This window comes from Bradyrhizobium sp. in8p8 (assembly GCF_000426845.1).
Lineage (GTDB): Bacteria > Pseudomonadota > Alphaproteobacteria > Rhizobiales > Xanthobacteraceae > Bradyrhizobium > Bradyrhizobium japonicum_C.
Genome location: NZ_AUGD01000001.1, coordinates 668420 through 683422, shown reverse-complemented (window position 1 = coordinate 683422; position 15003 = coordinate 668420). Strand labels below are relative to the sequence as shown.

Annotated in this window: 6 protein-coding genes; 4 read left to right on the top strand and 2 right to left on the bottom strand. The window is 60.4% G+C overall.

What is annotated here, in order from left to right; all coding sequences use genetic code 11:
• Window positions 1-3 precede the first annotated feature (3 nt).
• The 4 genes from K408_RS0103230 (at window position 4) to K408_RS0103215 (ending at window position 9290) form a co-directional block, all read left to right on the top strand.
• Window positions 4-1308, top strand: coding sequence for an SIR2 family protein (locus K408_RS0103230; RefSeq protein ID WP_006022644.1), 1305 nt, complete (start codon window positions 4-6; stop codon window positions 1306-1308).
• Complete coding sequence (locus K408_RS0103225; RefSeq protein ID WP_006022643.1) at window positions 1298-3328, top strand: ATP-binding protein; 2031 nt, start codon at window positions 1298-1300, stop codon at window positions 3326-3328. The genes K408_RS0103230 and K408_RS0103225 overlap by 11 nt, the downstream gene beginning before the upstream one ends.
• A gap of 656 nt (window positions 3329-3984) precedes the next feature.
• A complete protein-coding gene (locus K408_RS0103220; protein WP_237863169.1) occupies window positions 3985-5979 on the top strand; it encodes a PD-(D/E)XK nuclease family protein in 1995 nt (664 codons plus the stop codon).
• Window positions 5976-9290: a UvrD-helicase domain-containing protein gene (locus K408_RS0103215; protein ID WP_006022641.1), complete on the top strand. Its 3315-nt coding sequence runs from the start codon at window positions 5976-5978 to the stop codon at window positions 9288-9290. Before K408_RS0103220 ends, K408_RS0103215 begins: the two co-directional genes overlap by 4 nt.
• 311 nt (window positions 9291-9601) lie before the next feature.
• Here K408_RS0103215 and K408_RS0103210 read toward each other — a convergent pair whose 3' ends face one another.
• Both K408_RS0103210 and K408_RS0103205 read right to left on the bottom strand, forming a co-directional pair.
• Window positions 9602-11341, bottom strand: coding sequence for a phospholipase D-like domain-containing protein (locus tag K408_RS0103210; RefSeq protein ID WP_006022640.1), 1740 nt, complete (start codon window positions 11339-11341; stop codon window positions 9602-9604).
• Window positions 11338-14781 (bottom strand): DEAD/DEAH box helicase, encoded by a 3444-nt coding sequence (locus K408_RS0103205; RefSeq protein WP_006022639.1) that lies wholly within the window; start codon window positions 14779-14781, stop codon window positions 11338-11340. The genes K408_RS0103210 and K408_RS0103205 overlap by 4 nt, the downstream gene beginning before the upstream one ends.
• Window positions 14782-15003: the final 222 nt, after the last annotated feature.

The window sequence follows — 15003 nt, the reverse complement described above, 5'->3', positions numbered from 1 at the left end:
GCGGTGGCGGATGCAGACAAGACGGAGCCATCGAAGCTCACATTCAAGTTTATTCGCGGCGTCGAGGGTGAGAAGGCTGATTATGATTGGCCTGATGGGGCGGATATTGTCAGAAAGGCGTTGGCTGAGTCACTGAATGCCAAAAATGTGGCGTTCCTCCTGGGAGCTGGCTGTTCTTCGTCGTGGGCTAATGACAAGGAGGTCGGCATCCCAACGATGGCGCCCCTCGCGAAGGAATTCACGGCGGCACCGAAGGAAGGGGATCAATCGTTCCCGACAGCCGACGAACGTGATGCTCTGTTGAAGCAGTTTGGAATCGACCTCGGTGCCGCGGAGTATGCGCGCAACCTAGAGCGGCTGATGGAGCTTCTTTTCAGCCTGCGCTTCGTCTTAGTGCGCAGTTCGCTGAGTGATGCCGCCACAAGACTCAAGACTGTCGAATCGATCATCAAGAAGGTTCAAACATTTCTTTGGGCCAAATGCACGAACGGCGCCTTCGCGAATGGCGACCATACCGTCGTTGGCCTTTATGAATCCTTCTATCGCAAGCTTGTGCTGCGCGACCGATCTCTTCCGCGTCCTTGGGTGTTCACCACGAACTACGATCTCTTCAACGAGACCGCAATGGATAGGCTCGGCCTGCCATACACGAACGGCTTCTCCGGCGTTGTCGAACGGCGGTTCAATCCAGCGACGTTTCGGTACGCCCTCGCTGAACAGCTCGATGTCACCAGCCGCAAGTGGTCTGCGGTCGATGGCTTTGTCTATCTGTGTAAGATTCATGGGTCCATTAGTTGGACAGAGGACGATCACGGACTTTTCCCGATCCGAGAAACGGCCGTCTCCAAAGAACCGGGCAAGGTGATGATCTATCCGACGCCTGCCAAGCAGAATTCGAGCCTTGGGTCTCCCTATGCCGATCTGTTTCGGGAATTCCAGTCACGCATTGTTCGCGAACAGAGCGTGCTATTTACGATGGGGTATGCCTTCGGCGACGAGCACATCAACAATATCATCTATCAGGCCCTGACGATTCCCACGTTCCGGCTCGTGATCTTTGTAGATCCAGATTTGGACGGGGAGATTGCGAAGCTTCGCGCGCTAAATGATCCACGAATTTGGATCATTGGGGGTGCCGGACGCAGCGCCGGACGCAAAGCCCATTACTTCGACACCATTATCGAAGAGTTCATGCCGCAACGCCCGAGCGAGCGCATTGATGACGCCGTTCGGAAGGTGATCGAGGCGATGGCCCCGAAGAAGGAGGCCGCGGCTCCCCAGAAGGGGGAGGATGACGATGAGTCGTGACGATCGGAAGCGCGCAATCGGCAAGGTGGTCTCGGTCGCGGCCGACCGTTTCGTGATCGAGATGCATGCGGGCACCGACAACTTCACCGTCGTCGGATTCGACGACGTTCACTATGTCGCCAGGCTCGGATCGTTCCTGATGGTCGCGGTGCAAACCGAGTACGTGGTTGTCGAGGTCGTCGGCCTGCGTGAGCGCGACGTTGGTCATGTTAGTCGCAGTGAAGGGGAGCTGGATAAGGCTTCTTCGGCGAAGTACCTCGATGTCGTTCCCGTCGGGATGCTGCCTCAAGATCGGCGCGAAAGGTTTCGCTTCGGCGTCTCCGTGTTCCCGTCACTCTACGGCGACGCACTGTATGCGCTGGACGCTGAACTGGATCGAGTCTTCGAAACCGATCATCCTTCGGAGCCTACACCCCCGATCGACAATGTTCCACCCACGCCACCTGATGCCACCCGCTATCGCGCATTGACGATCGGCCGGTCCGTCATATTCGAGGGTTACGACGTTAAGGTCAGGATCGATGATTTCTTCGGCGGACACACTGCCGTCCTGGGAAACACAGGGAGCGGGAAGTCCTGCACGGTCGCATCGGTCCTCCAATCCTTGTTCGAAAAGGCGGAAGAACACCATGCTCGCGGTGCCACGTTCGTCGTATTCGACGTCAATGGAGAATATGCGAAGGCGCTGTCGCCGCTCGCAAAGCGCAAGCAGATCGGCGTGGACCATGTCATTCTGGACGGCACCGCACGCACGGAGCGTTTTCGTCTGCCCCATTGGTTTCTGGAGCAGTCAGAGTGGGAGCTGCTTCTGCAGGCCAGCGAGCGCACCCAACTACCGATACTGCGCATGGCGCTCGGGCTGGCAACATTGTTCTCAGCGGGCAGCGCGGCGGAGCTGAAGGGGATCAAGAACCACATTCTGGCAACCTGCCTGAGCCAAATTCTTCGTGACGACACAGGCAGTCCGTCAAAACACGATCGCATGGTCGGTCTGCTGCAAAGATTCAACACGCCGGAGATCAACAATCAAAAGATCGCGCCATTCATCAAAATCGGCTTCGGCCAGATGGCCAACCCTGCCGGTTTAACAACCTATTTGTTGGGAAACGCCAATGGCGGCGGATTTATCATCGAAGGTTTGAAATTCCCGGCATATGCCAACCTTCCCTTTGAGTTTTCCGCGTTGGGAGAGGCGCTCGATCTGGCGATCCTATACGAGGAGGCTCACGGTAACCGTCAGATCCGAGATTACTGCTCGCAGATGCTGACGCGTTTTAAGTCGCTCGAGGAGCGACCTGAATATGCGTTCCTGCGCTACGACCTTCAAGGAAGCCAAGCTGGGCCGTCGCTCGAAAACTTCCTTGAGCAGCTCCTCGGTTTGGCACGCGACGGAGCGGGTTGGGTCAAACGCAACCAGATCGTCATCATCGACATGAATGCGGTGGAGGATGAGGTTGTCGAGCTCGTAGCGTCAGTGCTCGCTAGAATGGCCTTTCGGCTGCTCCGACAAGCAGATCCACGCAATCGGTTTCCGATCCATCTGCTTCTTGAGGAAGCGCATCGATACATCGCGGAGAAGCCATCCCGCTATGCCATAGACGCCAGCAGAGTTTACGAGCGGATTGCCAAGGAAGGGCGAAAGTACGGGCTGTTCATTCTCGCCGCTTCGCAGAGGCCCAGTGAACTCTCGAAGACCATTCTTTCGCAGTGCTCGAATTTCGTCATCCATCGAATCCAGAATCCCGACGACCTTGCTCATATACGGCAGATGACCCCGTTCATCTCCGAGGCGGTCCTGAAGCGGCTCCCGTCGCTTCCGAAGCAGCATGCGCTGGTCTTCGGCACCTCCGTGAACCTTCCCACGACCTTTCGCGTGCGCGACGCAAATCCTTTGCCTGCAAGCGATGACGCGAGAATTAGAGATTTGTGGTTCCATGAGGAGGGGCGAGCGGCTCAGGTTCGCATTACGCCGGCAACTTTCGAACATGGCGATGATAGCGTCGCGGCTGAGGGGAAATGAGTCGACGATCGATAGTTGTCGAAGGGCCGCTTGCATTCCGTACAGCGCGGATCGCTGCCGCACAGCGAGCGGATTCTGGGCTGCAGATTTTCACACTTCCACTGCTTGCTGCACGTCTCGCCGGAGGCTTTAACCGACCGGCGCGATCCCAGGACCTCGACCCAGCCATTCGCGCTGCACTCGCCGCCGGCGGCTTGACGGAGCTCGAAGGTATCCGTCAGCTTCCGGGCACGACACGGTCAATCGCCCGCACGCTCGCAAAGGTTTGGCAAGCCGACCTCGATCTTGAGGGGCTCGCTAGCCACAATGCTCGGCTTGCCGAGCTTGCGGAGGTCGAGCGCCGCGTTCGCGCCAACCTCCCAGCAGGGGTTCTGACACCGCGCGACTTGCGCGATGCCGCAATTGCGCACGCGGCCCATGCGGCTGCAGCGCTCGGGTCAATCGATATCGATCAGCTCAGTGAGATTGCATCGGTCTGGCGTCCGCTTCTTGCGACGCTCGCGAAGACGGTCCCACTCGCTTGGCGCAATCCTGGAACCTCCGATGCGAACTGGTTTCCGGGCCAGTTAATTACCAGCGACCGCGAGATGGCTGCGGACATATCCTTAGTTTCCTGCGCGAACCCGCGCGCCGAAGCAGTCGAAGCGCTACGTTGGATGCGTGAACTCATTGCCTCTGGCCGCGCGCGACCCGATGAGATCGCGATCTGTGCCACGGCCACCGAGGACTGGGACGAGCACTTCCTGGTTCTCGTCGCGGACGCGGATCTCCCACTCCATTTCTCGCACGGCGTGCCGGTCCTCGCATCGCGCGAGGGACAAGCGTGCGCCGCACTTGCCGACGTCCTGCTCAACGGGCTTGGCCAGGATCGCCTCCGGCGACTGTTCGGCCATGCCGCGGGTCGAAGCCGTGCCTTGGCCGACTTGCCTGCGGACTGGTCGCTCGGCCTCCAGCCTGGTGCGGCGCTGTTCGAGATTGATCAGTGGCAGCGCGCGCTTGACGAGGCGACCGGCCGCCGCGCCGACGCAGGCGATCCAAGACCGGTCGTGATGCCCATTCTGCGGCTGCTTGCGAGTGGCCCCGAGGCGGCTGCGCAGGCCGGCGCGATGCTATTGGGCACAGCGGCCCGTGCGCTCTGGACCGAGGCGCTTCGACGCGCGCCGGCCGAAGGGCTCGAATTCTCACTAGAGGACTTGCGGCTGCCCGATGGACGCGATCCAGGCGCGAGCGCTGTCTGGTGCCCGGCGAGCCACCTTGCAGGTGCGCCGCGTCCCTGGGTGCGCCTGCTCGGCATGACATCGCGCTCTTGGCCGCGCCGCACGGCCGAGGACCCACTGATACCGGCCCACATCCTGCCGCGCTCTGTGCTTGACCCTGATCCCGTCGCCGAGCAAGATCGACGCGCCTTTGCCGTCATCACCAGTCAGGCGGCGCGCGGCTGCGTTCTCTCGCGAAGCCGGCGTAACGCTCAAGGTGGGCAGTTGTCCGCCAGCCCGCTGATCCCGCAGAGCGCATCTTTGCAGATCCTGAAGCGGGCGCGCATTCCGCAGCATGCATTCAGCGAGGCCGATCGTCTTCTTGCACGGCCGGACGAAGCGGCGACATCGCCGGCGCTCACCGCAGCCAATCTCTGCTGGCGCAACTGGCGGCGCCCGATCGTCACCGCCCACGATGGCCAGGTTCGCGCAGACCATCCCCAAATCGTCCGCGCAATCGGTGATGTCCAGTCCGCCACCTCCTTGCGGCTGATGTTGCGCGATCCGCTCGCCTTCGTCTGGCGCTACGCGCTGGGCTGGCGCGCGGTCCCAGAAGACGATCAGCCCCTCACGCTGGACGCACGCTCTTATGGTGAGCTGGTCCATGAGTTGCTGAAGCGCACGGTTGATGCGCTCGAACCTGTGCCGGGCTATGCGCGTGCGTCCCGGGAGGAAATCGAAGCTGCGCTCGCGACCTCGACGGAGACGGTCCGCACGCATTGGCCACTCAAGCGATCGGCGCCGCCCGCGTTGCTCTGGAAACACACGCTCGCTGCCGCAGCTCAGCTCGCCCTCAAGGCACTGACGCTTGACGAGACGTTCCAACCCGGTACGCGAAGCTGGACGGAGCTTGCTTTCAGTCAAGCTGGCGATGGTGCGATGGCACACGATCTACCCTGGCGCCCCGATTCCCTTGTTACGATTCCCGGTACCCAGGTGCGCATCCGAGGCAATATCGATCGGCTCGATCTCACCGGCGACCGTCGCGGCGTGCGCGTGTCGGACTATAAGACCGGCGTAGAACCGCGCCGAGCGGAGGAGATCGTGCTTGGCCGCGGTGCGGAGCTTCAGCGCGTCATCTATTCGGTCGCGGCCAGTCAGTTGCTCCCCGACAATCCGCGCGTGATCGCGCGCCTCGTCTTTCTCGGCAACAAAGAGCCGAGGCCCTATCGCCTACCGGACGTCGACCAGGCGATCGCCGAACTCGGCGGGCATGTCACGGCGGCCATCACCCTCCTGCGCGGTGGCCATGCCCTGCCTGGCCCCGACGCTCAGGAAGAGCACAATGACTTCCGCATAGCCCTGCCGTCGTCGCCAGCAGCCTATCTTCAGCTCAAGAACGGCGCGTTCATGCGCGCTTTCGGAGGGTTTGCACGAGTGTGGGGCTGCCGATGACACTCGCCGACGATCCCGCACGGCTTCGCATCCTGACTGATCTCGACGCCACGTTGCTCGTCGAGGCCGCCGCCGGCACCGGCAAAACGGCGCTAATGGCCGGACGCCTGACCATGCTGCTCGCGCGTGGCACCGAGCCCGGCGCGATCGCCGCGATCACTTTCACAGAGCTTGCCGCGAGCGGGCTGGCGACGCGCGTGCAACGCTATGTCGAGGAGCTGCTTGCGGGACGTGTGCCTCAACCTTTGCGGCTTGCTCTGCCCAACGGACTAAACGTGGACCAACGACGCGCACTTTCCGGTGCAGCGGCGAAGCTCGACGAACTGACAACCGCCACCATTCACGCATTTTGCCAGACGATCATCTCCAGCTATGCGGTTGAGGCCGACATTGATCCGGGCGCGCGCATTCTTGACGCCGTTCAGGCGGCGGCGGCCTTCGATTCCGTCTTCGAGCAGTGGCTGAAACGGCGATTGAATGCGCCCGAGCGGCCAGGCGATGCCATCGCGACACTCTCGCGCGATGATCCGCGTCGCATCGTCGATACTCTTCAGGAACTCGCACGCTTCCGTCTCAGATATCGCGGCGCACGCGCTCTGCCCGCCGAGCTCGGCGGTCGGCCCGACATCGACCTGGTCGACGCCGTCGCGGACTTCCGACGCTGGATTTCGTCGCAGCCGGTCGAGCCCAAGACCCTAGAATTGGTCGGAGAGCTTGAGACGCTCGCCAACTTCTACGCCGGTAGTTTCGACCCTCCACCGGATTTTGCCACGCTCTGGCGTCTCGCCCATCCGCCACAGCTCGCGTGCATGCGCCGACACAGTTTCGATCTTCTCACGCCGAGACGGAAATCAGCTTGGGAGCGTGTCGCGGGCAAAGAGCGAGGCGCGCTCCTCAATGAAGAGGCGACCGCATGCTTTGAGCGGGTCAATCGCTGCTACCGGACCGTTCTTGGTCGGTTCGCGACCGCGCTTGTCGCCCAGCTTGCGGCCGAGCTCGACGAAGTACTCGATGACTACGCCGCCTTCAAACGGGCCGCTGCAGTCTTGGACTTCGACGACTTGCTCGAGAAGGCGCGTGCGCTGGTGCGCCAGCATGACGACGTGCGCCGCGCGCTTGGAGAACGCTATCGCCACATCTTCGTCGACGAATTTCAGGACACCGACCCTGTTCAGACAGAGATCCTCTTCGGGATCGCGGGGAAGGATCGCGCCGGACGCTGGCAGGACAGCGTGCTGCGTGCCGGGGCTTTATTCATGGTCGGTGACCCGAAGCAGGCAATCTATCGCTTCCGAGGCGCCGATATCGGCTCATACTCGCAGGCGCGCGCCGCTGTTGAGCGGCAATTGCCGGAAAATATCGTTCAGGTCACCGCCAATTTTCGTTCGCGTCCCGACATCCTTAGGCACATCAACCGCTGCTTCGCGCGCCCGTTGTCGGGAGAAGGCCAGCCCGGTTACGTGCCGCTCACGTCGACGCTCGGCGACCCCGATCATGATCTGCCCTGCGCGGCGCGAATCACAGTGGATGTGCCGCCTGATTCTCGGCCCGCTCAAATCCGCGACGCGGAGGCCGAAGCCGTTGCCGATCTCTGCACCCGCCTTATCGGCAATCTCCCTATCCGCGACGAGGACGGCGCAATCGTACCGCTCACTGCCGGCGGCATCGCCCTGCTTGCGCCAACTGGCGCCGAGCTTTGGCGTTATGAGCGCGCGCTCGAGCAGCGCGGGCTGCCGATCGCCTCGCAGGCCGGCAAGAGTTTGTTCCGCCGGCAAGAAGTGCAGGACCTGCTCGCGCTAGCTCGCGTACTCGCCGACGCTGGCGACACATTGGCCTTCGGCGCGCTGCTGCGTGGCCCACTGGTCGGGCTTACTGAGGAGGAGCTACTCGACATCACCGTGGGTCTTCCGCCGCATCTCGATCGCGCCGAAGCGCCCCAGCGCTTCTCGGTGCTGACCGATGTCGATCATGTCGCCCATCCTCTGGCACGTCGCACGCTCGCGATCCTACAAGACCTCAGAAAACGCGTGCGGGCGACCACGCCTGCGCTGCTCTTGGCCGAAGCGATCGAACGCCTCGCGGTCCGTGCAACCCTCGCCGCGCGCGAGGGTGATCGTAGTGCGCGCGCGGCCGCCAATCTCGAAGCGTTCCTGGAACGTGCGCGGCCTTACGGTGTGCGAGGCCTCAGGAAGTTCGTTCGGGATCTCGCCCGGGAATGGCGCGACGGCGTGCCCCACAATGAGGGACGAGTTGATGCGGAAGGCGATGCGATCGAAATCATCACGATCCACAGCGCTAAGGGTCTCGAATGGCCGGTGGTAATTCCGATCAACACCGGCACCTTGCTGCGCTCGCGCGAGGCATTCGTCTACCGCGCCGACGACGAAACACTGCATTGGCTGATTGGCGACGTGGTTCCGCCGGAACTGCTTCGCGCACTCGAGTCTGAAGACGATAGCTTGGCCCGCGAGCGGGAGCGCCTCTGGTATGTCGCCTGCACGCGCGCCCGCGAACTTCTGATCGTTCCGGAATTGCCTCAGGCTGAGCAGCGGTCCTGGGCACGGATCGTTGATCTTGCGCATCGGGACTTGCCGCAGCTTGTCCTGTCGCACTTGACGCCGGTCGCCCGCGTGACCGACGTCGCGCCTCCGAATACGCAGACGCCGGAGCTGTTCGGGGCAGAGCGTGCCGCGATCGCCGCCGCGGCGATGCCGCTCCAGTGGCTGCGGCCAAGCGATCACGATCCTGATCGAGCGCCAAGAGGTGAGGCGATCGCGATGGAGCCTGGCGAAGCCCCAGAAACCGAATTGCCGGTCGGCGCCGGCCGCGTGCGGGGCCTTATTCTCCACAAGCTGATGGAGGAGATGCTTACCGGCGAACTGGCCGAGGAGATGCCGGTCGTCGCTGCACGTGCGCGAGTGCTGATGACGCAGCTTATAATTGATGCTGACAACGGAGCGAAGCTTCCGGACCCAGAGGAAATAGCGGTGACCGTCGCGCGCACCCTTGCACTGCCCGAAATCGCCGCACTCAGGCCAAGCCTCGCTCCGGAGTGGCCAATTTATGCGATGCTCTCGGCTTCACCCGCGGCGACTGCGCTGGCTGGGCGGATAGATGCCATCGCTGTTCAAGATGGTCAGCCTGCCGTTGTCCTGGATTGGAAGAGCGATGTCGCGCCCAGCGAGCAGGATAGGCGCGATCATGCCGCTCAGCTGAGCGACTATCTTCGTGCCACAGGAGCACCTCGGGGCGCCGTGGTTTACATGACGGATGGCGTCATTCGGTGGGTCACGACTAGAACGCCACGGTAAAATTCGTGAGGCGGTCTTTTGGACGCTCCCGATCGGGGCTGCCCACCCGGCTAAGCACTGCAAACGGGTTGCGTTATGACGGCGTGGCTTTCACGACGGCAGATTTTTGGGGGTCATACCGATCTTCGTCGTAGTCTGTAGGAAAATCGGCGAGCTCGGTCTGCTTTGTATTTATCAGGCGTTTTGGCTGCGCCTGATGATAGATGGCGAAAGGTTCTCTTTCCACCTTGAACAAAGAACTCAGCAATTTCAGCGCAATTGGCGCGCAGCGCGTTGACAATTTGGACGCAGCCCAAAATACGTGTCAGATACTAATCGTCGAGTTGACTCTCGAACTTCATTAGGAGGAACTCGGCTATGCCAGGCCCTTCCAAATGGAGGCCGATCTCGTCGAGAGGATTATCCGGTGAACCCGACTGAGAGCCCCAATTCATCGTGCTCACCACGACGTGATCTCTGTCCCACAAAAGAAACTTTGCATGGACTTGCGGATCCTCCACGGCGATCAGATCGACTACACCATGTAGCCGTTCGCGGTGGGCCTTGACGTGCCGCCGTTTGATCGGCCCGGTCTGGCGCGAGTAGTAAACACGGACGTCGTCGAGTCGGCGTCCTGCGATTTCGGCGGGGTTAAAGATCGCCGGCACCATGGGAGCTCCGACCTTGTTGGTACAGCAGACAAATCGCTCTTCGGCTTCGTGAGCAACCCTCCGAATCAATCGCTCATGATCGTCAGCCTGGAGAATGCTCATCCGAACTGGAATACTCCCTCCAGCATCGGCGCTAGATGTTAAGGCGCTCCGCGAGCGCCTTAAATCCGATGCTATGAATTGGAGCGTCTCAATCGAACGGCTGGCGCTTGAAAGAGGTGACACGATAGAACGCAAAAGATCCAGGCCCGCCGCGGCCGCGCGGTTCTCTGTCAGCTCGACAGACACCTCCAAGGCAGAAAAGGGCGACGACAGCCAATTGGAGGAGCCGAGCACGACGACAGCGCCGCCGTGGCCGTCATCCGCGGCAAGGCATTTCACATGGCTTCGAACAGAATCGCGCTGCGTGAACACAAAGCCACGCGCGCGACGGACCGACGAGAGCCGCATATTGAGCTCCTGCATCGCGATCGCGTTCTTTCTGTCGGTGTCTAGCGCAGTACCGTAGAACAAGTGGCAGCGCACGCCACGCTGCGCAGCCTGTTCAAGAGCTTTTCGAATGCGTTCATGTTGCTCCGTGTATTTTTCGCCGTGAGGCGTCACAAAAGTCGAAAGTACGAAAACGTCTTCCTCGGCCTGACCCACGATGCGTTCGAAGCATTCGAGATGCTGTTCGCCGCCGACGATCAATTGATCGGTGCCAATCATCGTATCGACGGTCACTGACCGGCTTGGCTGCGGATCGCTAGCTTCCGGCAGAATACCAGTCCTGATTGTTGCTTGAAGAGCGCCGATCAAGTCCTGGCTGGCCCCCTCAGGGAGCAATCCGTTCTTGACGTCGTTCAGTTCGATCGCGAGATATTTTCTTTCGAGAACGGAGTTGATCGTTTGAACGCCGCGCAGCCATTCGCCGGGACGGAGCATGCCGGCGACGAGCTGCGTTACGCGGACCGCCATTGTGTCATCGGTCTCATCTGGGCCCGGAGGAAAGTTGACCTTGTGATCTGTATGGGTCATCCGATAGAGTGGAGCGGTCTCGACGTCGCGGTTGCGAAAGACCGAGTGTCCGACCTTCTCCAGCACTAGACTGATGTGAATCTCCCGATCTTCAGTTCGCTCCGGCAAGGCGCCACCCAACCGGATGAAGTCTTGACCGACGCCGCTTGTCGCCAATTGAGGGACAGGAGCCAGGCGAAGCTCGACCAGGCCGAACTGCATCAACCGCGCGATGGTCGAGCCCGCGACCTGGCTTGGAATCCCGAGCGACGTTGCCACCTCTTCGATCGTTTCTGGGGTGCGATCGAGCGCGAGCAGGATCATTTCTTCGATTGGACTCCATCCCCATGTGCGTTGAACGATGGCGCGCGCGCGATAGTGCCAAGCGGGAAGGTAGATTTTCACGCCGGAAGCCTCCCGTTCTCGTCGATCGCGACGATGGATGCGCCTTTCACCTTAATGCTAGGAGCATCCTTCCTGACGAGCTCGTAATCGGTCCCGGCGAGGGTCGCGAGCTCCTTCAGCATCTTTCGTAGGAATTCAAGATCGTCCTTTTTTGCATCCGGATCGATTCCTTCGACCACTTCGCGAATGAAGCGCTGGCTTGTGGCAAGAATCAGCTTTTGCTTGGCGCGGCTGAGCAGCACATTCATGCGCTGTGGGCTTTTGACGAATCCGAGCGCGCGCGATCCCACCATGACATTGTTGCGCGTAAGGCTGGCGGCCACGACATCGGCTTCGCCACCTTGGAAGCTATCGCTGGTAAAGACGAACTCACCATTACTGCGCGGGCTCGCGAAGCCGAACAAGGTCTTGTCTTTCCTGACTTGGCCGCGCAGTAAGCGCTTGAACCATCTCACCTGCGCCGCGTAGGGCGAGATGATCACGAGGGTCGGTCGGCGGCCGTCCGCGCCAACTATCGGCCGCAACCCTTTCAAGGCCGCTATCAAGGCCTGCGCCTCAAGCTCGTTGCGGAATGATCGCTCCACTTTGTGTTCGAAATGTCGCCGTTTTGACATGCTGAGGGGCGGAAAATCGAGAAGAACGATTGGAGAGGTGAGGTACGCGACCGTGGACGTGACCGTTAGCGTGCGACGCTTGACGCGGTCGGAGGGAGCGAGCTTTCTGTCATAAAAAGTATTCGAGACGAGATCGCCGATGGCGGGGTGCATGCGGCTCTGTTCCAGCAGCGTGTTGACGATCGTGCTCGGACGCCCCGTGTCCTTTTCGCGCTCAATTTCGCGCTCAGCTATTGATCGAAACGGTTCTTCAAGACGCGCCGCTGTTGCGAGAGCCTCCCTCATCAGATGTTCGCTCGACTTAACTGTATCAAGCGCCTCAGTAACTTCCGGCGGTAGATCGGAGATGGTTTCAAGCCGCTCCTTCGCGTCCCGCAGCAGATCAACTGCGCGCTCGGGATCGTAGAATTGTTGCCGCTGGGCGGCATCGAATGGAGAGAGTTGGTTGTGATCGCCAACCATGATTCTTCTGTTGCCCAGCAATAGCGCGCCGATCAGTTCCGCACCGTTGGCGCGGGCCGCTTCTTCGACGATGACCCAGTCGAATTGATCGCCATCGGCAATCATCTCCTCGATGATGTGCGACGATGTCGTGGCAAGCGTGACATCGGAAGAGCGCAGCAGCAGATTGTCGGTATCGCGAAATACGCGTTCCGCAACCGTCGCTTCCGACGCATCAACGGGCCGGAGCGCCTGCTTGATTTGATAGCGTTGGTTGACCATCATGCTTTCAGCGGCGTGGTCGACCGTCGAAACGGACCTAAGAAGATCAACGGAGCTCGCACGCAAGGAGCTGACTTCATCGGTCGATCGTGTCCGCTCGACACGAACGACGATCTTCGTGCCGCTCGCCAGTGTCGCCTTGAGTTCGTCCTCCATTTGAATCAAGGTCTCGTGGTTTTGCGCCGACACTAGAAGCCTTGCGTCCGGTGTTTTGTCCAGAATGCTTTTGACAAGATTCGAAATTAGGAACGTCTTGCCGACGCCAGGAGGGCCAACAACGACATTGATGGACTTGCCTGATACGATTGCGTCCCATGCCACCTTTTTCGAACCGTCCATCTCGTCCGGCGGCACCGCATTCGGGGTCGCAATATCACGTAATACTTCGTCCAGCGCGACCTGCGCCGGATCGTCAATCGCTCTCAAGAGTTCAATATTCGTCCGGGCCGCCACAATATTTTGAAGGCGGCGGCGAATTGCGCGTTCAAATCCACCATCTCTTCGAGGACGAAGAAAAAGAAGCTGCCCCGGTACAACAGCTTCGCTTGTCGCGAACGTGAACGGTAGGCGGCCGTCGACGACACCGCCCGTTCCCTCATAACTGAGTTCCGGAAATCGCTCCCGATCGCCGGCGAGCGCGTCGCTGCGTGAAAGAGTCCAATTTGGTTTGCCGTCGTCGTACTTCAATTCGCGCGCCAAGGCGTCGTATGCCGGGCGCAGTCCCATCAGCTTGCGTCGCATGTCCCGGTCGGGATCTTCGCGGGAGGCGATCCAGGCCAAATCTGAATCCCCGCCGGACGGCGGGTGAAGCACTTCGACGGGATAGATTCGGAATTGCTCCCGCAGCCAAGTAAAGGCTTCGAGAAGAATGAGGGCGTACCAAGTGGGAATCTCTTCGACTGATCGGCTCACTCCTGTTGTGACACTCGCGTCAATCCACGGTTTGGCGCCAGGGCCAAGCCTGCGTACTCGCTCTTCGGCGCTTCTCCGAGTTCGCGCAAGATGAATCCGGTGGCGAACCTCGACGGCATCATAGATGTAGTCGTCAGGCCGCCTCTTGTTGGCGTTCTCGATCATGCCGACATAGTCATCGATGACTTTCACGCCATACGCGGCAAGGTCGGTGACGATACGCACGAAGGCCTCATCTACGACAACAGTGCGTACCGTTGGTCCGCTGAGATCCTCTTCGACAAAACGGAGGACCGCATCCCTATCGTCAGCCGGGATGGTGCCCGATGTAAGCGATGCAAGGTCGCTTTGGGTAACCTGGGTGGAAGGGTAGAGAATTAGCTCGCCTTCGCCGCTTGACCCCGACCGGTCAAGATCGGCCACGACCTCGGCGATCTCGTTTAGCACGATACTTCCGTCGAAAAGCTGGTAGCGTGGCGGATCGGCAAGACGATTAAGCATGCGTCGCTCGATCGACAGCAGGGAAGGACCGCCGCCGTCCTCGGTCAGGCCGAGGATCCGCGACGCTGCCTGCCCAAGATCACTCCAGTCCCGGCGAAACGAGACGGTGCCGGAGGGCCGCAGCAGATGTCCCGCGCCGCCCACATCGCCGTCGGCAATGTGTACGCACGCTTCGTAGCCGCCGAGTCGGAAATCCTCTTTTTCATCGCTATGCGAAAAGATCGTATGTTCGCTGACAGCGCCGTGCACGATGCCCGCATCATGACAAAGTGCAAGTCCTTCAGCTACGCGCAAGATATTGCGCCAAAACATCTTGCGGCCGGTCGTCGTAAGCAGCCGGCCTTCTCGCGCTCGAACCCTGTGCAATGACCCGCAGATCGGACTGCCAGGATCAACCATTAAGATACCGATCTCTTCCTGGTCCTCGACGATCTCAAGAACCTCGACCAATAACTGGCGCGCACGGCGTGACGACAGAACACGCCGGACACGCCTGAGGCCGTGCGTGATGAGCCGCTTCAGGTCCTCGTCCAGCGGGGTTCCGGTCTTCTTGAACAGACGAAGAAGATAGTCCTCGCCGTCGGCGATGCCGGTGGCAAAACGAAGTTGAGAATTCCAACCTTCGGTGCCGCTCGAAAACGCGGTATCAGCAAACTTGAATCGTGCGTCGAGCGTCGCTTTGCCTTGCATGGTAGCTCGCGCCATAGCGCCGTAATCCATCCTTGAAACAGTACAAATGCGGTGATTCGTATATGATAGCGCAGTATATGCTTTGGGTCAGAGTTATCGACTGCAAAGCGATATTTTGCGCGTTTTCCCAAGCATGCTCTGTGTAAATTGGGGGAGTGGATGGCACCTATTGCAAGCAGCAACGAGATGCGGTTGGACCCGCCAAATCAAGCCAGCATGAGT